Below are 20,482 nucleotides of genomic sequence, written 5' to 3'. Positions count from 1 at the left end.
GCTCTCGCGCCACACGTGTCGGCCCCGACGGCCACAGTAACCCAAGGCCTGTGAACACCCTGTCACTGACACCTGAACACCACTGCTGCACAAGTCGGCGCCGTCGCAACGCATTCGGTCGAATCGGGCTGACCATCGCGACCGAACTCGCGTATCAGTTCTGTCGGGCCCTCGGACACACGCGTTACATGTCGTTCGTGCGACCGACAGCTACCGTCACGTCCTCAGCGGAGCCCGGCCAGCGCGGCCTGGGCGGCACCGAAGCCGCACATTCCATGCGCTCCACCACCGGGTGGCGTCGCGGCCGAGCACAGGTACACGCCGTCGGCTCCCGTCGAGTACGGCGACGGCGTGAGGCGTGGTCGGGCGACGAGGTGCACGAGGTCGTTGCGTCCGCCGCCGATGTCGCCGCCGGGATAGTTCGGATTCGACCGTTCCAGTTCGGCAGGCGTCGTCGCACGGACCGCGACGATCCTGTTGCGGAAGCCCGGAGCGAAGCGCTCGATCTGTGAGGTCACATACTCGGTCGCGTCGCCCGAATATCCCTGCGGCACATGGGCATAGGCCCACAGCGGCTTGAGACTCCCCGACGCTCGACTCTCGTCGGCGACCCACTGCTGCCCGACGAGGGTGAACGGACGACGAGGCATCCGTCCCGCGACGACGTCGACTTCGGCCTTCGCGATGTCCGACGCCTCGCCGCCGAGGTGCACGGTGCCCGCGCGAGCGCAGTCACGCGCCGTCCAGCCGACCTCGTCGTCGATCACGTAGTCGACCTTGAACGCCGCCGGGCCGCGCCGCCATCGCCGATACGACCGAGCGACGCGTGCGGGCTGGCGCGCACCGAGGATGTCGGCGGCTGAGCCCGGCATGACGTCGAGGATCACGATGTCGGCGGGGATCTGCGCAACGTCGGAGACGGTGTGTCCGGTCTCAATAGTGCCGCCGAGCGAGCGCAGCAGTCCGGCGAGCGCGGTCGTGATCGCCGACGACCCGCCGACCGCGACCGGCCAGCCACCGTGGTGGCCCGCTGCGGTCAGCATAAGTCCGGCAGCAGAGCTTCCCGGAAGGTCGAGGCGGGTGAAACCGTGCGCGGCCATGCCGGTGAACAGAGCGCCCGCATGCGGACCGAGGAAGCGGGCAAGGGCCGTCGCAGGCATCAGCGCGGGCAACCCGAAACGCGCCAGCAGCAGCGGGTGCTGCGGCAGCGCCAGCATCGGCGATAGCACGTCGTCGGCGACCTCGGGGAAGTGCGTCGAGACCTTGCCGAGCAGCCCGATCCATCGGTCGCCCGCCCCGGGGAATCCCGCGGCGGCGAAACCGGCGGCGGTGCGCTCGATGTCGCGGAACAGAAGTGCAGCGCTGCCGTCGTCGCGCGGGTGCGCACAGTCGATGTCGGGCCAGGACCAGCGCAGTCCGTGCTCGGCGAGGGGCAGGGTGCGCAGATAGGGCGACGACGTCCCCAGCGGATGGAACGCGGAGCAATGGTCGACGATGACCTCGGGAAACTCGTCGTCGAACGGACCCGACCGCGTGCCGCCGCCTATCGTGTCTGCACCCTCGAGGACCGTGACGTCGAGCCCCGCCTGCGCGAGTCGGACCGCTGCCGACAACCCGTTCGGGCCTGCGCCGACGACAACCGCGGTCGGCATGACTATGTGACTCGGAAGATGACGGTGCGCTGCACCACGAAGTTGATGACCGTCGCCGTGCCCTGCGCGATCACATAGGCAATGAGGCTGTTGAGGAACGTGTGCTCCCAGACGTGCGCCAGCCAGGTGTAGATGCCGACGTTGACGAAGAACGTGCAGCAGTAGAGCAGTGCGACCGCGATGAACCGAGCCGCACTCGGCGATGCGCGGAATGTCCAGCGACGGTTGATGATGTACGCACAGGTGGTGCCGCAGATGAAGCCGACGGCCTTCGACACCACGGGCGGCAACCCGAAACCGAACTGCAGGATCGTGGTCAGCCCGAAGTCGAGGATGCCGGAGATCACGCCGCTGATGACGAACCGAAGTATCTGGGTCTTCAGCGAAACGTCGGTCGAGGCCTCCGCATCGTCGACGGGTAGTTCGATCGGCGTCGGCGCGTGGCGCGTCTTGAAGTCTTCGTGCCGCGACTTGTGGTCGTGCCCGTCGTCGGAGGTTGCGTCTTGCACCCTGCCACCCTAGACGGTGCCCGGCAGGCTCTGTTTCAGAACTCCTCTTCGACGTCTGAGTCGCGGGCCGCCTTCTCGCCACGGTCGAGCGTTGCCAGTTCTGCCAGGTCGGCGGCGTCGAAGGAGAAGTCGAAGAGGTCGGCGTTCTCGAGTTGCCGACCGCGATGCGACGACTTGGGTACCACCGAGATGCCCTGCTGCACCGACCAGCGCAGCGCGATCTGCGTCGGCGACTTGCCGTACTTGCGTGCGAGTCTGATGATCACGGCGTCGCCGAGCATGCCTTCCTTGCGGCCCGTCGGGTGCCACGCCTGCGCGACGATTCCACGCTCGGACATGAACTCGCGCAACTCATCTCGTGCGAGTGCAGGTGAGCACTGGATCTGGTTGACCTGCGGCCAGACGCCCGTTTCGTCGTAGAGCATCTGCAGTTGATGCGCCTTGAAGTTCGACACACCTGGCACGGTGATGAACCCCTCGTCCGCGAGGGTCAGCAGCGCCTTCCAGGAGTCGACGGTTCGACCGAGGCTCGGGCAAGGCCAATGAATCAGGTAGATGTCGATGTGCGCGACACCGAGCCGTCGAGCGCTCTCCTTGGCCGCGTTGATCGCCTCGTCGAATCCCTGGTCGCCACCGCCGAGTTTGGTCTGCACGGCGACCTCGTCGCGCGCGACGCCCGATTCACGCAACCCCATCCCGACGCTGAGTTCGTTGGAGTACCTCGACGCGGTGTCGAGCAGGCGATATCCGGACCGGAGTGCGTCGGACACGGCATCGACGCAGGGCATGCCGAGCATGTCGTAGGTTCCGAGGCCGACGAGAGGTAACCGGAATCCAGACGAGAGTTCGACCGAGGGGATGTCCACGTCCACAAGGATATGGTCGCGACGACCGATCGTGCCCGGTGAACAACCCCCGTCGTTGACGCATCGTGACCATGACGTATCCGAAGTGCCCGACCCGACACCGCGTAGCGACCGGTCGGGTACCTCGACCCTCGACAACACGTCACGACGGTGGTCATGCTCGATGCATGGAACGCTTCGACGACATCATCATCGGCGCGGGTCACAACGGACTGACGGCTGCCGCGTACCTCGCGCGTGCGGGACGTCGAGTGCTGGTGCTCGAGCGTGCAGACCACGTCGGCGGTGCCACCGTCTCCGCGACGCCGTTTCCCGGTGTGCCCGCACATCTTTCGCGTTACTCGTATCTGGTGTCGTTGCTGCCGCGCGAGATCATCACCGACCTGGACCTGGACATTTCGCTGATTCGACGCCGCTACTCGTCGTACACGCCCATGCCCACCGACCCCACTCGTGGCCTGCTCGTCGACAACGCAGACGAGTCTGCGACCGCCGAATCGTTTCGACGCATCACCGGCGACGACACGGAGTTCGCGTCGTGGCAATGGTTTTACGGCCGGATGGGTGAAATCGCACGTCGCGTCTTCCCGACGCTGATCGAACCGCTGCGCAGCCGCGAGGAACTGCGAGACCTGGTAGCAGGCGCGACGCGTCCTGCCGGCCTCGACACCTCACTCGCCGAACTCTGGGAGATGCTCACCGAACGTCCACTCGGCGAACTCATCGAGCGCTACTTTGCCGACGACGTGGTGCGCGGTGTCGTCGCCACCGACGCGCTGATCGGCACCTTTGCCGACCTCCACGACGCCCGACTGCGCCAGAACATCTGCTTCCTCTACCACCTGATCGGTGGCGGCACCGGCGACTGGGACGTCCCGGTCGGCGGGATGGGCGCCGTGTCGGGCGCACTCTACGAGGCCGCCGTCGCCGCGGGCGCACGCATCGTGACCGGCGCGCGGATCACGGGCATCGACCCGGCCGATGGCACTGTCGAGTACGCGCGCTCCGCGCAGGCCGCGAGCAGCCCGTCCCCGCTGGTCGAGCCGGCCGATCCGGCCGCGAGCCGCTCCTCCCCGCTGGTCGAGCCGGCCGCGAGCGCAGCGAGCAGCCGAGTCGAGACCACCCTCCGCGCCTCGATGCTCTACGTCGCGTGTGCGCCGCAGTCGATCAACGACTGCCTCGATGTTCCGCTCGACGTCGAATCCGACACCGCCGGAGCACAATTGAAGATCAACATGCTGCTCAATCGATTGCCGGCGCTACGTGATGGATCAGTGCTCCCCGACGCGGCGTTCTCCGGGACGTTCCACATCAACGAGTCATACGGCCAACTGCATGCGGCGTGGCAGCAGGCGAGCATCGACAAGGTCCCGAGCGTCCCGCCGTGTGAAATCTACTGTCACACACTGTCCGACAGGTCAATTCTCGGACCAGAGCTCGCCGGATGCCACACGCTGACGCTCTTCGGACTCCAGATGCCTCCGGCGGTTTTCGACGCGCCGTCGGCAACCAGCAGGGCCGTCGAAGCCACTCTGGACTCGTTGAATTCTGTTCTTGCAGAACCCATTCAGTCTGTGATCTGCACCGACGCCCACGGCAATCCATGTCTCGAGGCCAAGACGCCGCAGGATCTCGAGGCCGCACTCGGGCTGCCCGGCGGCAACATCTTCCATCGGAGCCTGCAGTGGCCGTGGGCGCCAGACCGGGACGCCGTCGGGCAATGGGGTGTCGAGACGCGGCACCCCCGCATGTTGCTTGCTGGTGCGGCGGCGCGTCGTGGCGGTGGTGTCAGTGGCATACCCGGACACAACGCGGCGGCGTTGGTGCTCGAAGGCTGACAAGCTGCGTCGGGCGTATCTGCCGTCGCGGTAAGATCCCTAACGATGTCTACTGAAGAGCTCCTGCCGATCACCACGCGCACGCTGGCCGGATGGTCACGTACCACCCCGATCACCGGGCATGTCCTGTCGACGCCATACCCCGAGGTCATCGCCGATGCGGTGGCTCGGGTCGCCGACGACAACGCGGACAAACCGGACTACCTCAAGCGTGGGGTCATCGCCCGTGGACTTGGCCGCTCGTACAACGAGTCGGCGCAGAATTCCGGTGGCCTGACCGTCGACATGACGCCGCTGACCAGGATCTATTCGCTCGACGAAGAGACCGGCATCGTCGACGTCGACGCAGGCCTCTCGATCGACCACCTGATGAAGGTCGTCGTGCCCCGCGGCTTCTGGGTGCCGGTGATGCCCGGTACGCGACAGGTCACGATCGGTGGCGCAATCGCGCACGACATCCACGGCAAGAACCACCACGCGACCGGCGCGTTCGGCGATCACGTCACCGAGATGCAACTGCTTGTTGCAGACGGTCGGATTCTCACCCTGACTCCCGACGGCTCGCCCGACGACCCCGACGGCTCGCTGTTCTGGTGCACGGTGGCGGGTATCGGCCTCACGGGCATCGTGCTGCGGGTGAAGATCAAGCTCAAGCGCACCGAGACGGCCTACTTCAAGGCAGACACCTTCACCACCAACAACCTCGACGAGACCATCGCGCTGCACCTCGAGGACAACTACGAGGACGGCTACGAGTACGCGTCCGGCTGGTTCGACACGATGAGCGCCGCCCCGAAGCTCGGTCGCGGTTCGTTCAGCCGCGGCAACCTGGCAACGTTTGACGAACTGCCGGACAAGCTCAAGAAGGATCCGCTCAAGTTCAACCCGAAGCCGCTGATCACGCTGCCGAACATCTTCCCGCGTGGACTCGACAACAAATTCGACTTCGGACTCATCGGCGAGCTCTACTACCGGGCCGGATCGAACAAGCGCGACGTCATCGAGAGTCTGCCGCAGTTCTATCACCCGCTCGATCTGATCGGGAACTGGAACAACGCCTACGGGCGCCCCGTCGCGTACGGCAAGGGCGGCGGATTCACGCAGTACCAGTTCATCGTTCCCAAGGGCAACGAGGACGAGTTCAAGAAGATCATCACCGACATCCAGGCGTCGGGTCACATCAGCTTCCTCAACGTGATCAAGCTGTTCGGCAAGGGCAATCCCAAAGCGCCGCTGTCGTTCCCGTTCGAGGGGTGGAACGTCTGCCTCGACTTCCCGCTGCGCGCAGGGCTCGCAGAGTTTCTAAACGACATGGACCGTCGGGTCATGGAGATCGGCGGAAGGCTGTACACCGCAAAGGATTCGCGCACGTCTGCCGAGCACTTCCACAAGATGTACCCGGAGATCGACAAGTGGATCGCCAAGCGTCGCGAGATCGATCCGACCGGCGTGTTCCTGTCCGACATGGGCCGACGACTTGAGCTCAACTGACGTGAACTCGGCTCGCCTGTACTGAATTGCGTTGCGGCCGAATTCGGTTGCCCGTTCAGACCACCATCTACTTCCCAACACCCGAGGAGACACCAACCAATGTTCAACGCCGTCGATTCGCCGCAGTCGATCCTGATCCTCGGTGGCAGTTCCGAGATCGGACTCGCCATTGCCAGCGAGTTCCTCGTTCGTGGACCCGCCCGCGTCATTCTCGCCGTCGTGCCCGGTGATCCGACGGCCGACGCCGCGGCCGACACCATGCGCAAGGCGGGTGCGACGTCGGTCGAGCTCATCGACTACGACGCGACGAAGCCCGAGACGCACCCCGAGACCATCGAGAAGGCTTTTGCCGGAGGCGATGTCGACCTCGCGATCGTCGCGGCCGGTGTGCAGTTCGACGACGAAGAGGTCTGGCAGGACCAGCGCAAGGCCGTCACCGAGGTGACCATCAACTACACCGCCGCGGTCAGCGTTGGCGTGCTGCTCGGCGACAAGATGAAGCATCAGGGTCGTGCGCAGATCGTCGCGATGAGTTCGGTTGCGGGCGAGCGTGTTCGACGCAGCAACTTTGTGTACGGGTCGTCGAAGGCAGGTCTCGACGGCTTCTACCTCGGCCTCGGCGAGGCGCTGGCCGACGACGGCGTGCACGTTCTCGTCGTGCGTCCCGGCCAGGTGCGGACCCGACTGTCGGCAAACGTCAAGGAAGCGCCGCTCACCGTCAACAAGGACGTCGTCGCCAAGGCCGTCATCAAGGCCGTCGACGACAACAAGGAAATCGTCTGGGTGCCTGGCACTTTCCGGTTCATCATGACCGTGCTGCGCCACATCCCGCGCAAGGTCTTCCGCAAGCTGCCGGTCTAGACGCACCCGAAGTCACGCTCGCGACACTCAGGGGCGAGACTTCATCTGTCCGATGCGGATTCGGTTGCCGAACGGATCGCGGATACCGAAATCGATGCCGTAGTCACGATCGGTCGGTTCATCGGTGAAGTCGACACCCTTGGCCAGAAGTGCGTCTGCGGTCGCATAGGCATCATCGGTTGACATCGAAAACCAGCCACCGCCAGCACCTTTCGTCAATAGGTCGCGGACCTGGGCTGCGGTCTCCGGGCTCAAAGACGGCGGCCCGGGGATCTCCAACATGAGTTGGCGGTCGGGGTCGGACGGCAGATTGATGGTGAGCCATCGCATGAAACCCATGTCGACATCGGAGTGCACCTCGAAGCCGAGGTTGCCGACGTAGAAGTCGAGGGCTTCATCGTGGTCGAGTACGTAGATCTGGGACAGGATGATCGTGTTGGGCATGGCGGGAACGCTACCGACGCTGCCCCGGTCTCACTTGTCCAAAACTGCTCTGTTCGTGACAGATGCTCACGCCGGCCGACGTAGCGCCTTGACCGCGCAGATCGGCGCACCGTGGTCCCCGGCGTGACGGCGATGCGCGGTGGGTGTCTCGCCCATGATCTGCCCGAAGGTCCTGGTGAAGGTCGCGAAACTGCTGAACCCGACTGCGGTGCTGATGTCGCTGATCGACAGCTGCGTCTCGCGCAGCATTGACGACGCTCGCTCAATCCGTCGTCGTTGGAGGTAGCGGTGCGGCGTTTCGCCGAAGGTCGCCTTGAACACGCGGCTGAAGTGCGACTCCGACACGTGCGCAATCGCCGCCAGCGCAGCAAGGTCCAGGGGTTCAGCGAACCGGCAATCCATCGCATCACGCGCGCGCAGCATTCGCCGATTCGTGTCCTCGGTGTGGTTCGTCCGCGCGCGTGCCTGCCGCGCATCACCAGTCATGATCTGTCCGGATAGCTTCCGTCGCCCAGATCGGGATCGGGCAGAGTGTCGTCGGGATCAATCAATACGACGCGGCGCCCGTCCTCGCGGACACGACGCATGCCCTCCAAGATCATCCGACGCCCGACGTCGGCGAAGTGGCTGACCTGACTGACGTCGAAAACCACAGTCGGGGTGCCTGTTTCGTCGGCAGCCAGATTGTCGAGGACGTACTCCGCGCCGCTGAACTGGATGACTCCCTGTAGTTCGAAGGTCGTCGAATCGTCGGAGGTTCGGACGTCGCGCAGCACGGTGGTTCCGTAGGGCTCGGCGTCGACCATGTGCATGTTCATGTCGGTCGACAGCCGGCGGAACGTCAACACGCCGCGCGTGCTGTTGCCGTGTTCGTCAAGCCGCGGCGAGAAGACCGCGATGCCGCATTGGCCGGGCAGCGTTCCCAGAAGTCCGCCCGCCACACCGCTTTTCGCCGGAATACCGACGGTGGTCAACCACTCGCCCGCGCCGTCGTACATGCCGCAGCCTGCCATCACCGACATCACCTGACGCGCGATCCGTCGACTCATCACCCGCTCGCCGGTGACGGGGTGCACGCCGCCGTTGGCAAAGCACGCTCCGATCACAGCAAGATCCTTGGCGGTCACCATGATTGAGCATTGTTGGATGTATCCGTCGACGATGTCGTGCGGCGCGTCGTCGACGATTCCGTAGTTGCGCAGCATGTGCGCGATCGCAAGATTGCGGTCGGCCGAGTCCATCTCGGACTTGTGTAGCGCTTGATCGACGGTCAGTTCGCGTCCGGCCAGCGTGGAGAAGAAGCTGCGCGCCCGCTCGACGCGCGACTCGACGTCGGCATCGTCGTCGACGAGCAGCCCGTGGGTGGTGATCGCGCCGGCGTTGATCATCGGGTTGCGCGGCCGGCAGGTACCGCTCTCGAGTGAGAGCTCGTTGAACGCCTCGCCCGACGGTTCGACGCCCACCTTCTCCAGCACAGTGTCGAATCCGCGGTCGGCCAGAGCTGCCGCGTAGGCGAGCGGCTTGGAGATCGACTGGATGGAGAACTCGACCTCGTCGTCGCCGACGCAGTACGTTCGGCCGTCGACGGTGGTGACTGCGATCGCGAACAGATCGGGGTTGGCCTCGGCCAGGTCCGGGATGTAGTCGGCGACGGCTCCGCCGCGCTCGGCATCGAGCGAATCGAGGACCTCGGTCAGATAATCGCGGACGGGTGACTGCATACAGGTAGACGCCTCCTTGCGCTTTGCTGTCCACGGTACCGACGACCGCGCCGCGGCTGATCCGTATGACAGTCGGCCCCGATTTTGGGGGTAAACGTCATACGGATCGCTGGGCGGTCGAGCACCACGCCGACCCGCCGCAGCGCTGCAGATCCGTATGACAATAGGCACCCATTTCCGGCGTCTACGTCATACAGATCGCCAAGCCGTCTAGCACCACGCCAACCTGACGCAGCGCTGCAGACTGCAGAACCCGGGGCCGACAACTCGACCGCGCGAGCCGCGCACGCGGACAACCATCACGCTGCGTCAGACTCTTCCACATGCGACTTCCACTCTCGCGCATACCTATTGACGCATGACTGCCCGGTCTGCGTCGAGATCCTGCGCATCAACTCGTCAGTCGCCGCCCTGATGCCAGCCGCTCCTTCGACGCGATACGGATCGAGTTCCAGTGGCTCGAGAATGTGAATAGAGACCCGCTGCTGCCACCAGCGCACCGCAGATCCCGGTCTCGTTCCCGTGATCGCGACTGGTATCAGTGGTGCGCCCGTGTCCATTGCGACTCGAACAGCACCGGTTCGGCCTCTATAGAGCCGACCGTCCGGCGAGCGTGTGCCCTCGGGATGAATGCCCCACGCCCCTCCGTGCGCGAGGATCGTCGTCGCGGCTCGCAGCGACGCCGACGACGCGCTACCCCCTCGCCGGTCGACGCCGATCTGCCCCATTGCCGCAAAGAACCATCGTTGCGTCCGGCCGAAAAGCCCTGGCTTATCGAAGTATTCGCGCTTCGCCAGAAACGTCACATGTCGCCTCGCAGCGAGTGTCAGATAGAACGAGTCCAGCACGGCGAGGTGGTTGGCCGCCAAGATCACCGGCCCGCATCGTGGGATGTGCTCGCGGCCCATGACCTTCGGCCGCCCGAAGACGTACAGCATTGGCCCGATCACAAGATGTCGGCACACGCGATAAACAAGTGCAGTCCACAAGCGCATAGACAGTGCCTACACGAGATAGGAGACACTGTCTACGTGACCGTCGAAGACACCAGATCCGCACTCGTACATGCGGGCATCGAATTGTTGGAGGAGACAGGCTCTGCCGACGTCGGATTGCGGGCGATCGCGAGGCGCGCCGGCGTGTCTCACGGAGCGCCCCGACGCTGGTTTCCGACGCACCGGAGCCTGCTTGCAGGAATCGCCGAAGTGGGCCTGCACGATCTAGCTGAAGCACTCAAAACTGCAGACCTGGCATCCGACCACGACCTCGTGGAGATCGGACTCGCCTACGTCGACTTCGCGCAACGCAGACCTGCGATGTTCACGCTCATCTTCCGTCACGACCTACTCGAGGGGTCGGGCGCTGAGCTTCGAAACGCGTCGCGCCCGCTGTACGAGTGGCTGGTGTCCGTCATTCGGGAGAGCGGTCGGACAACAGATCCCGAAAGAGTCGCAGCCTCACTGTGGGTCGCGCTACACGGGATAGCGGTCCTGTCGTCAACGGGCGCCCTCGAACTGACCATACCGGGATCGAACGTCGTCGAGATGATTCGTCACACCGTCCGAAACACCGGCTGCTAACGCTTTCACCTGGTCGGACAGAATTGTCAGACCTCGAATGTATGTTCTGACTATGGCATCGGAGAACCCCGACGGCACCGGCCCGCTGACACCCGACGAATCACCCGTCGTGCCCGCGGCCAACAGTCATGCGCATACGCCAGCAGTTGACGCACCGACCTCCGACGTCGAGACACAGCTGACACAGCTCGCCGACGACGAACGCCTCTACTCACGTGAACTCGTCGAGGTGCTTTTCCACACCAACGCGATCAAGGCGTGCGCCGACTATCGCATGCTGCAAGCCGCAATCCTGCTGTACGAAGAACGCGAGGCCGAATACCTCCAGCGCATCGACGCTGAAATCGGAACCGGCGAACACGCCGTCCCCGACGGCTGTACCGACCCCGAACAACTCGCCGCGCTCCTGACGCAGAACAACCAGAACCCGCTGGCCCGCTTCGGCCCCGATGGCCTGACCACAGCCATCGCCGAGCTCGGCGCCACCCTCTGCCTCACACCCGGCCAAGCCAAGAAGATGATCGAGACCGGCGCAGCCCTGCGCTACCGCATACCCCGAACCGCAGAACTGTTGGCAACCGGCCGTATCGACCTACCCCGCTTCCACGAAGTCGTTGCCCGCACCGACAACGTCGACGACGCGCATCTCACCGCGGTCGATACCGCACTCGCCGCAGCAATCAGCGCACGAGAACCCATGTCCATGACCAGGTTTCGCACCATGATCGACGCCACCGTCGAACGCGTCGATCCCGACGGCGCCGCCCGCCGCCGCGATACCGCCACCAGCCGCCGCTACCTCCGCATCCGCCCCCACCGCGACGAGCCCGGTCAGTCCAGAATCGACGGCCAAATCCCTGCCACCGCGGCAGCGATCCTCGATACCCGGCTCGAAGCGATGATCGCCGACATCCACCCCGACGACCCCCGCACGCACACCCAACAACGCGCCGACGCACTCACCGCCCTCGCGCAGGGCCACCAGACCCTCCCCTGCACCTGCCCCGACTGCGCCACCGTGTCCGATACTCCGCGCAGCGACAACGTCGACGACAAGCAGAACCCCGCAACCACAACCGTCACGAACCCGGTCGCAGCAACTCAGAGCTCCACCGCCCTCGCACCCCGGCCGATGTTCCACATCGTGGTCAACCTCTCGACTCTGCTCGGCCACGACAACAACCCCGCGTTCCTCGACGGCCATGGGCTCATCGACGCCGACACCGCCCGCCGACTACTCGCCGACGCCACCCGGAACTACATCCATCCCAACCGCGTCACCCCCAACAACAAAGCCGCCTACCGCTATCCCATCCCCGAGAAACTGCGAGTCCTGGTCAAGGCAGGCGAACTCTGCTGCACTTTCCCCGGCTGCACCAACAAAGTTGCCACCGCCGACGTCGACCATGCCAAGCCGTTCAACCACGGCAATCCGAAAGCCGGCGGACTCACCGAGCGCACCAACCTGCGCCCCTTGTGCCGCTTCCACCACCGCCACAAAACCTTCGCCGTCGGCTGGCGCGACCATCAGACACCCATGGGCCGCGCCATCTTCCGGTCCCCGGGCGGCTACCACTTCGTCGGCAACGCGTACAACGGTCGCGACCTCTTCCCCGACCTCGACGAACCCGATCGCCCAGACCGACGCATCCCCGGACGGCTCGCCTCCGCTCATAGCGCGCGCATCGGACAACACCGCGCCGACACCCGCGCCTGGCGGCTCGCCAACGACCCCAACACCGGCGACCCGCCCTTCTGACCCACGCCCGCGCGAGCGCCAGCCCCCAGACACGGTCTCGGGGGCCGCGCGCCGTCGAGCTGCGGCGTCCGGCGTGGGTCAGTACGGCCCCCTGCTAGAAATAGACGCGTGACGTCAACGCAGAGCCCGACCACCGACGACTCCAGTCCTCAGGTTGCTGCGACCCCTCAGCGTCGAGCCAATCGCCATGTCCGCACCCTGATCGACCTGGTCATCGCGGTGGTTGTCGGGGCGATCGTGGCATTCGTCGGCCTCAAGGCCATCGACTCGGTGCAATGGCCCGCGTTCAACTCGTCGAATGTCACCCGCTCGCTGACCACGGCGGGCCAGGTGGTGGCCGTGGCGATCCTGGTGATCGCGGCACTGCTGTACCGCTACGGCAAAGCGCGATGGCTGGTCACTCTGCTGTCGGCGGCGGGCATTTCCGGGCTGGTCACCGTCACGCTCGGTATGCCACTCGGGGCGACGCGCCTTTACCTCTTCGGCCTCTCCGCCGACCAGCAGTTCCGCACCGAGTACCTGACCCGGCTCACCAGCAGTCCGCACCTGGCGGACATGACCTATCTGCACCTCGCTCCCTACTATCCGGCTGGATGGTTCTGGGGCGGAGGCCGCTATGCGTCGTTGATGGGTCTGCCCGGGTGGGAGGCGTTCAAACCGTGGGCGATCCTCTCGATGGCGGTCGCCGCAGCGATCGGAGTAGTGCTCTGGGCTCGCATGGTACGCGCCGACCGCGGCATCGCGACAGCGCTCGCGGTCACCGTGGTGACGCTGATGTACGCGGGTCCCGAGCCGTATGCGGCGGTACTGATCATGGTCGGCGTCCCGATGCTGATCCCGATGCTCTACGGCCTGCGCGGTCGCTCACGCCACGCCGACGGCCCGACCGCCTCGCTCCGCTCCGGCACGAGCTGGGCGGCGGTAGTGGCGACCGGCCTCTTCCTCGGTCTGAGCGCAACCTTCTACACGCTCTACACGGGACTGTTCGCGGGCGTCGCGATCCTGATGGCATTGGCGCTCATCGTTCACGGCTGGGTCAACGCCTCCAACAAAGCGCTACCCAGCGACGAAGTATCGAAAATTCGACGCGGCGTCGTGCTGGCGGTAGTCGGGCGGCTGGTGGTGATGGGCGTCATCTCCGGCCTCATCGCATTGACCGTGTGGGCGCCCTATCTCCTGGCTCGAGCGCGCAGTGAGCCCGCGAGTGGCGGCACCGCCGAACACTATCTGCCAGAACGTGGTTCGTTCTTGCCGTGGCCGATGTTCCACCTCAGCCTCGTCGGTGCGATCACATTCATCGGACTCATCTGGATTCTGCTCCGGTTCCGTCAACGCACCATCGCCGCAGCCCTGGGCATCACGGTCGTCGGCATCTACCTGATGAGTCTGCTCTCGATGCTGGTCACCGCCGCGGGTACGACGCTGCTCGGTTTCCGACTCGAACCCATCCTCGTCGCGGTGCTCGCGGCGGCCGGAGTGTTCGGAGTCGTCGAGCTCGCCCACTGGGCAGTCGGCAGGTTCGGTGACGTGCGCGTCGTGGTCGGCGTACTCGCAGCGCTCGCGGCAATCGCTGTGGCACAGAGCATTCCGGCCTATCTCTCCAACGAGATCACGACCGCCTACACCGACACCGACGGCTATGGAGACCGCGCCGACAAGCGACCACCCGGCGCCGAGTCGTACTACCCGCAGATCGACAAGCTCATCGGCGAGAAGACCGGACGCCCGGCCACCGACAACGTCGTACTCACCGCGGACTACGGATTCCTCTCCGTCTATCCGTACTGGGGCTTCCAAGGGCTCACCTCGCACTACGCAAACCCGTTGGCGGAGTTCGACAAACGAGCAGCCACGATCGAGACCTGGTCCAAGGCGACATCGGCCGACGACTTCGTCCGCCAACTCGACGCCGCGCCATGGACACCGCCGAACGTCTTCTTGTTCCGCTACTCTGCGGACGGCTACGCACTGCGCCTCGCCGCAGACGTCTACCCGAACGATCCAAACGTCAAGCGCTACACGGTGACCTTCGACCCGAACCTCTTCAACGACCCACGTTTCGAGGTCACCGACGTCGGACCATTCGTCCTTGTGGTGCGCAAGTGAGCTCCTTCGAGATCACCGAGGTCGGCGCCGCGTCGTCGACGGCGTATCTGGTGCACACGGCCGCGGTGAATTGGGTTCTGCTGCGCGATGATTCGCGCATCACGCTGATCGACGGTGGATATCCGGGCAACGCCGACGACGTGGTGGCCTCGATCGAATCGATCGGCGCACACCCCACCGACATCAGAGCAGCACTGCTCACCCACGCTCACGTCGACCACATCGGAGGACTCGCGAAGCTGGTGGACCGCTTCGGCTTCCCGGTCTTCGTCGACCCCGCCGAAGTGGCACACGCACACCGCGACCTCCTGCAGCAGGCGGGCCCACTCGACATCGCTGCGGTCGCGTGGCAGCCACGCGCGTGGCGGTGGCTGGCGCTGGTCACACCTCTCGGCGTGCTCAACCGGGCCGGAATCGCCACCGCGCAACCCTTTTCGACCGACGGCACCCTTGACCTTCCCGGGCGACCACGGCCGGTCATTGCTCACGGCCACACGGATGGGCACAGCGCCTTCCTCGTCGCCGACGGCGCGGTACTCGTCTCGGGCGACGCTCTGATCAGTGGCCACCCGCTCTCCGGACACGAAGGGCCGCAGCTACTCCCGCGCTTCTTCAACCACGACGCTGCCGCGACCCGACGCAGCGTCGAATCGTTCACCGACCTCGACGCGACAGTGCTCTTCCCGGGACACGGACGTCGCCTCGACGGCCCAGTCGCCGAGCTGGCCCGAGAAGCCCTGGCTCGATAACACCCGACACGACAAGCCTCGGCACGATGAACCCAGCGCGAAAACTGCCGCCGCGCTGAAGAATCCGTCAGGAGCGGTCGATAGTCCCGTGGCCGCGTTGGCGTCGAACACCCGACAGCAGCGTCGCGGACTCTTGCGCGCCGGCGGCCTCGGACAGCGAACGCCCATGAGCGGCAAGCACTTCGCGCGTATCCGAAAGCTCACAGTCCCACCCGGCGGCGTCGACGTGCTGAGCGACGTCAACATCGCTGCGCCACAACTTCCGCACATCAGCGAACGGGTCAGCAGCAGAATCGTCGACAACCGACGACGCGGCGCGGCGCACGGTCACCCCGATCCGTGAGCCGGACTCGGATGCCGCGGTGATGCCCTCGATCACGCGCAGACCGAGCCCGTCGGGTAGGTACACGAACAGCCCCTCGGCGAGCCACGCCGACGGCAGGTCGGCCCGAAAACCCTTGCCCTGCAGGGCGCGCAGCCAGTCGTCGGCCAGATCGGAAGCCACCACACGACGTTCGACGGTCGGAGCAAGACCCGACTGCGCGACGAGATCCTCCTTGACCTCGACCACCGACGGCCTGTCGACCTCGAAAAGCTTTGCTCCCGAACCGAAATCGAGTCGAAATCCCCGACCGTCCAGCCCCGACCCGAGAATCACGAACTGCGTGATGCCGGCGGCGACTGCGGCCGCGAACACCTCGTCGAGAAATACCGTGCGCGCGACGATCCAGTCGTACATCGCTCGGATCTTGGCCGAACCACGTTCATCGGTGCCATCATCTCCGCCGAACTCGGAGCCGCGGGGCCGGATTCGCGCAATCGCCTCGGCCAGCGGGTCGTCGAACAATGCGTCGTCCCTCGACGATTCGGCGGCTCGCGCCCACGCGACACCCAGCGCCGTCAGTCCGAGATCGTCGAGATCGGCCATCAGCCCAGGACCTCCACGAGGCGTCGAATCGCGAACTCGTAGCCGCGGATGCCGTAACCGATGATCACACCCGAGGCCAGCGGCGACACGAACGAGTGGTGTCGGAACTCCTCCCGCTTGTGCACATTGCTGATGTGCACCTCCATGATCGGAACGTCGGGGATCACAAGCGCATCCGCGAGCGCGACTGAGGTGTGCGTCCACGCGGCCGGGTTGATGACGATCCCGCTGATGTTGCCGCGCGCCTCGTGCAGCCAGTCGATCATCTCGCCCTCGTGGTTGGTCTGCGCCGCACGCAGGCCGTAGCCGAGTTCACCAGCGGTGCGTTCGGCGAGTTCGACGACGTCGGCAAGCGTCGCCGAGCCGTACACCTCGGGCTGTCGAATCCCGAGCGTGTTCAGGTTGGGCCCGTTCAGCAGCAGGATCGGCAGCGGTTCGGTATCCGTGGCGTCGGTCGACATGGTTGCAAGCCTATCCACCGGCACCGGGCCCGCGTCCATACTCTCCGGCGTCCACACCCACGAGCCCGTCAGACCCACGAGCGACCGAGAGTTCGCGACGTCGCATCCGGCCGTTAGGATCACTGCTTGTGCAATCGCAGACCGTGAGACGAGCGAAACTCATCGCCATCGTCACCGGCCTGCTCGGAGTAGTCCTCGCGCTGGCCACGCCATTGATGCCGGTCAAGCAGACCACGGCGGAGATCAACTGGCCCTCCACCGGCAGCGTCGGATCCAGCGAGATCGGGTCGGTCTCGGCACCCCTCATTTCCTATGTCCCGATCGACCTCGACGTCTCGGTTCCGTGTTCGGCAGCCGAGCGGCTCGGCACCGACGATTCGGTCTTGCTGTCGACGACCCCCAAGCAGGCTGCCAAGTCGGCCGAGCGCGGCCTGTTCATCCGCCGCACCGGCAACCCTGCCGACTCTCCGGACAAGCAGAGCATCGAAGTCGTCGTCCGTAACGTGCCACTCGTCTCGGCCACGCTTGCCGACATGCGCTCGCAGGGGTGCCGCGACATCGTCGTCCACGCCGATTCCGAAGCCGTGACCGCCGAGTTCGTCGGCATGACCGCACCCGCCGACTCTTCCGAATCCGGCAACACCACGCTGATGGGGACCACCAAGGGACGCGAGTCGCAGAGTTACAGCTCCGACCAGCGCCCACAGGTGACAGGACTGTTCACCGACCTGTCCGGAGCGGCGTCGGAACTGCCCGGTCTACGCGCACACGTGACCATCGACTCGCGCTATTCGACGGCCCCGACAATCCTGAAATGGCTCGTCCTGATCGTCGGCATCGTGTGCACGCTGCTGTCGCTGTCGGCACTTGCCGTTCTCGATTCGACGGACGGCCGCAAGCACCGTCGAATCTTCCCTGCGAAGTGGTGGCGACTCAACGCACGCGACTATGTGGTGATCGGCGCCCTGATCGTCTGGCATTTCATCGGACCCAACACGTCCGACGACGGCTACCTGCTGACGATGTCGCGGGTGGCACAGAACAGTGAGTACACGGCCAACTACTTCCGTTGGTTCGGTGCACCCGAGGCGCCCTTCGGCTGGTACTACGAGGTCTTCGGCCTGATGAGCCACATCTCGCTCGCCAGCCCGTGGGTGCGTATACCGGCTCTGCTGTGCGGTATCGCGTCGTGGTTGATCGTCAGCCACGAGGTGCTGCCACGGCTCGGCCGTGCCGCGATCAGCCGACCGGTCGTCGGCTGGACGGCAGCCTTCGTCTTCCTCGCGTCGTGGTTCCCTTTCGACAACGGCCTGCGACCGGAGCCGATCATCGCGCTGGGCGCGCTACTGACCTGGTGTTCGGTCGAACGCGCAATCGCGACCGGACGGATCCTGCCCGCCGCGATCGCGTGTCTCATCGGCGCGTTCAGTCTCGCCGCCGGCCCAACGGGCCTACTCGCCGTCGCCGCGCTCATCGCGGGAGCGAGACCGATCATCTTGGCCCTGATCAAACGTGCTCGGGCGATCGGCGGCGGATTCTGGTCGTACGCAGCACTGCTCGCACCGGTTCTCGCCTCCGGTACGTTCGTCATCTTCGTCGTCTTCTCGAACCTGACCCTGCGCGCGTTCTCCGACTCGTCGAAGATGAAGACCGCACTGGGGCCGTCGGCGCACTGGTACAACGAGATCGATCGGTACTCGTCGCTGTTCGCGTTCTCTGCCGACGGTTCGATCGCACGACGCTTCGCCGTCCTCGCGATGATCCTGGGCATGGTGGTCTCGGCAGCGGTACTGATCCGCAAGTCGCGCATCCCCGGCACGGCCGTCGGCCCTGCTCGACGCATCGTAGGCATCACATTCGCATCGCTGGTCTTCCTGATGTTCACGCCGACCAAGTGGACGCACCACTTCGGCGTGTTCGCCGGACTCGCCGCGGCATTGGCTGCCATCGCCGCCATCGCCGCGAGCAACAAGGCCATGCATTCACGGCGCAACCGCACACTCTTCGCCGCACTCGTGCTCTTCATCGCGGGTCTGGCGTTCACGGCACCCAACTCGTATTACTACGCGTCGGCGTGGGGCATGCCGTGGGGCGTCGGCCAGGTCAGCTTCGGATTCTCGGTGAGCAATGCGCTGCTCTACGTCTCGCTGCTGCTGTTGTTGGTCGCGCTGTGGTTCCACTTCCGCGAACCGTTCACCGGAACCGACCCCCAGGACACGACGCTCGAAGAGACCGACACCGGACAGCGCTGGTATCGCAGGGCGATCGACTCCGTCGCGGGTGCACCGCTCGCATATGTGGCCGCCGCCGTGGTGATCTTCGAACTCGTCACCGCGGGATTCGCAGCGGTCAACCAGTCGTCGTCGTTCTCGGTTCCGCGGTCGAACATCGAGGCTCTCGCGGGCAAACAGTGCGGCATGGCCGACAAGGTGTGGGTGGAACGCAACCCCAACGACCACATGCTCTCGCCCGTCGACCCGACCCTGACCGACCCCCTCGCGGGTCCGTCGACCGTGGACCCGAACGCATCCCGGCCGCCGACAACCGGATTCACGTCGAACAGCGTTCCCGAAGACCTCACCACGCAGGCGAGCGCGGGTTCGCTCGGCGTGCTCGCAGGCAACGCGACGTCGACCAACGACGTCCTCACCGCCAACAGCGGCGGAACCGGCGGTGGAGAACTCTCGACGGCCGGGGTCAACGGCAGCCGCGCACGTCTGCCGTTCATGCTCGACCCGGCCCGCACACCTGTCGAGGGCAGCTACTCGACGACCGATCAGGTTCCCGCGCGTCTGACCTCCGGCTGGTACGCACTGCCTCGCGACTACAAGAAGCAGCCGTTGCTGACCTTCTCGGTCGCCGGACGCTACGACAATCCGAACCTCTTGCTGGAGTACACAACCGACCCCGTCGGGTCGTCGACCCGCGACGCCGACCTCAAGCCGACCGGCGAGACCGAGATGATCGACCCGGGGCCGCAACCGTCGTGGCGCAACGTCCGCATCACCACGTCGTCACTCCCCGACGACCTCACCGCGGTGCGGATCGTCGCCAACGACGACAATCTCTCGGCGGATCGGTTCATCGTGGTGACCCCACCGCGACTGCCCCACATGGAGACGCTGCAAGAGGTCGTCGGAAGCGAAGACCCGGTACACGTCGACTGGACGTCGGGTCTGGTCTTCCCCTGCCAGCGGCCGTTCACCCATCACTACGGCGTCGCGGAGATCCCGAAGTGGCGCATCAGGCCCGGCGCCGACCTCGCCGCGGCCGTCTCGGCGTGGCAGGACTCCTATGGTGGCGGTCCGCTGGGGTGGCTCGAGGTGTCGCAGCAGCCCGAGACCGTCGCGACCTACCTGCAGGGCGACATCGGCCGGGATTGGGGAGCTCTCGAGCGCTACGAGCCCTACGGAGACGTGACGACCCTCGCTCCCATCACCACGGGCACCGCAACGCGCAGCGGGTTGTGGAGCCCGGCCCCGATCAGGCACTGACCCGCAACCGCTGATCGCGGCAC

Annotated in this window: 17 protein-coding genes; 8 read left to right on the top strand and 9 right to left on the bottom strand. The window is 65.5% G+C overall.

All coding sequences use genetic code 11. The annotated features are described in order from the left end of the window. Positions 1-224 precede the first annotated feature (224 nt). Genes RND64_RS01590 through RND64_RS01580 form a run of 3 tightly spaced genes read right to left on the bottom strand, consistent with a single transcriptional unit; the run spans position 225 to position 3,027 of the window. Positions 225-1,652, bottom strand: a complete 1,428-nt coding sequence (locus RND64_RS01590) for a phytoene desaturase family protein (RefSeq protein WP_049700174.1) — start codon at positions 1,650-1,652, stop codon at positions 225-227. A 2-nt stretch (positions 1,653-1,654) separates the two neighbouring features. Further along, positions 1,655-2,161, bottom strand: a complete 507-nt coding sequence (locus RND64_RS01585) for a GtrA family protein (protein WP_082938009.1) — start codon at positions 2,159-2,161, stop codon at positions 1,655-1,657. A 35-nt stretch (positions 2,162-2,196) separates the two neighbouring features. Continuing rightward, positions 2,197-3,027 (bottom strand): aldo/keto reductase, encoded by an 831-nt coding sequence (locus RND64_RS01580; protein ID WP_049700298.1) that lies wholly within the window; start codon positions 3,025-3,027, stop codon positions 2,197-2,199. Between the two features lie 167 nt (positions 3,028-3,194). On the opposite strand from RND64_RS01580, the gene RND64_RS01575 reads away from it, so the two are divergent. The 3 genes from RND64_RS01575 (at position 3,195) to RND64_RS01565 (ending at position 7,217) form a co-directional block, all read left to right on the top strand. Further along, the gene (locus RND64_RS01575) at positions 3,195-4,865 is read left to right on the top strand and encodes a phytoene desaturase family protein (protein WP_049700175.1); all 1,671 of its coding nucleotides are present in this window, start codon (positions 3,195-3,197) and stop codon (positions 4,863-4,865) included. A 45-nt stretch (positions 4,866-4,910) separates the two neighbouring features. Beyond that, a complete protein-coding gene (locus RND64_RS01570) occupies positions 4,911-6,356 on the top strand; it encodes an FAD-binding oxidoreductase (RefSeq protein ID WP_049700176.1) in 1,446 nt (481 codons plus the stop codon). 99 nt (positions 6,357-6,455) lie between these two features. Next, positions 6,456-7,217 carry a decaprenylphospho-beta-D-erythro-pentofuranosid-2-ulose 2-reductase gene (locus RND64_RS01565; RefSeq protein WP_005208185.1) on the top strand — a complete coding sequence of 254 codons (762 nt, stop codon included), beginning with the start codon at positions 6,456-6,458 and terminating at the stop codon, positions 7,215-7,217. A gap of 27 nt (positions 7,218-7,244) precedes the next feature. Here the strand turns inward: RND64_RS01565 and RND64_RS01560 are convergent, their stop codons facing one another. From RND64_RS01560 to RND64_RS01545, 4 genes are all read right to left on the bottom strand, one after another. Beyond that, positions 7,245-7,661, bottom strand: coding sequence for a VOC family protein (locus tag RND64_RS01560; protein ID WP_049700177.1), 417 nt, complete (start codon positions 7,659-7,661; stop codon positions 7,245-7,247). Positions 7,662-7,727: 66 nt separating this feature from the next. Then, positions 7,728-8,147, bottom strand: a complete 420-nt coding sequence (locus RND64_RS01555; RefSeq protein WP_049700178.1) for a helix-turn-helix transcriptional regulator — start codon at positions 8,145-8,147, stop codon at positions 7,728-7,730. Beyond that, positions 8,144-9,382: a glutaminase gene (locus tag RND64_RS01550; RefSeq protein WP_049700179.1), complete on the bottom strand. Its 1,239-nt coding sequence runs from the start codon at positions 9,380-9,382 to the stop codon at positions 8,144-8,146. The genes RND64_RS01555 and RND64_RS01550 overlap by 4 nt, the downstream gene beginning before the upstream one ends. Before the next feature lie 299 nt (positions 9,383-9,681). Further along, complete coding sequence (locus RND64_RS01545; RefSeq protein ID WP_049700299.1) at positions 9,682-10,377, bottom strand: lysophospholipid acyltransferase family protein; 696 nt, start codon at positions 10,375-10,377, stop codon at positions 9,682-9,684. A 36-nt stretch (positions 10,378-10,413) separates the two neighbouring features. Here RND64_RS01545 and RND64_RS01540 point away from each other — a divergent pair, with 36 nt between their 5' ends. From RND64_RS01540 to RND64_RS01525, 4 genes are all read left to right on the top strand, one after another. Then, positions 10,414-10,962, top strand: coding sequence for a TetR/AcrR family transcriptional regulator (locus RND64_RS01540; protein ID WP_064864700.1), 549 nt, complete (start codon positions 10,414-10,416; stop codon positions 10,960-10,962). Positions 10,963-11,014: 52 nt separating this feature from the next. Beyond that, on the top strand, positions 11,015-12,721 hold the full coding sequence (locus RND64_RS01535; protein WP_231894227.1) for an HNH endonuclease signature motif containing protein: 1,707 nt from the start codon (positions 11,015-11,017) through the stop codon (positions 12,719-12,721). A gap of 108 nt (positions 12,722-12,829) precedes the next feature. Further along, positions 12,830-14,827, top strand: coding sequence for a galactan 5-O-arabinofuranosyltransferase (locus tag RND64_RS01530; RefSeq protein ID WP_064864702.1), 1,998 nt, complete (start codon positions 12,830-12,832; stop codon positions 14,825-14,827). Then, positions 14,824-15,576: an MBL fold metallo-hydrolase gene (locus tag RND64_RS01525; protein WP_049700182.1), complete on the top strand. Its 753-nt coding sequence runs from the start codon at positions 14,824-14,826 to the stop codon at positions 15,574-15,576. Before RND64_RS01530 ends, RND64_RS01525 begins: the two co-directional genes overlap by 4 nt. Before the next feature lie 67 nt (positions 15,577-15,643). On the opposite strand, the gene RND64_RS01520 is transcribed toward RND64_RS01525, so the two are convergent. Together RND64_RS01520 and aroQ are read right to left on the bottom strand one after the other, a co-directional pair. Next, positions 15,644-16,504, bottom strand: a complete 861-nt coding sequence (locus RND64_RS01520; RefSeq protein ID WP_049700183.1) for an SAM-dependent methyltransferase — start codon at positions 16,502-16,504, stop codon at positions 15,644-15,646. Further along, positions 16,504-16,965, bottom strand: a complete 462-nt coding sequence (gene aroQ / locus RND64_RS01515; RefSeq protein WP_049700301.1) for a type II 3-dehydroquinate dehydratase — start codon at positions 16,963-16,965, stop codon at positions 16,504-16,506. Before aroQ ends, RND64_RS01520 begins: the two co-directional genes overlap by 1 nt. A 128-nt stretch (positions 16,966-17,093) precedes the next feature. Here aroQ and RND64_RS01510 point away from each other — a divergent pair, with 128 nt between their 5' ends. After that, entirely contained in the window at positions 17,094-20,459 is a 3,366-nt protein-coding gene (locus tag RND64_RS01510) for an arabinosyltransferase domain-containing protein (RefSeq protein WP_049700184.1), read from the top strand. Positions 20,460-20,482 lie beyond the last annotated feature (23 nt).

It is taken from the genome of Gordonia sp. w5E2 (genome assembly GCF_036540975.1).
GTDB classification, from domain to species: Bacteria; Actinomycetota; Actinomycetes; order Mycobacteriales; family Mycobacteriaceae; genus Gordonia; species Gordonia jacobaea.
Note: the sequence above shows the minus strand (reverse complement) of the source record. Positions and strands in the feature narration are given on the sequence as shown.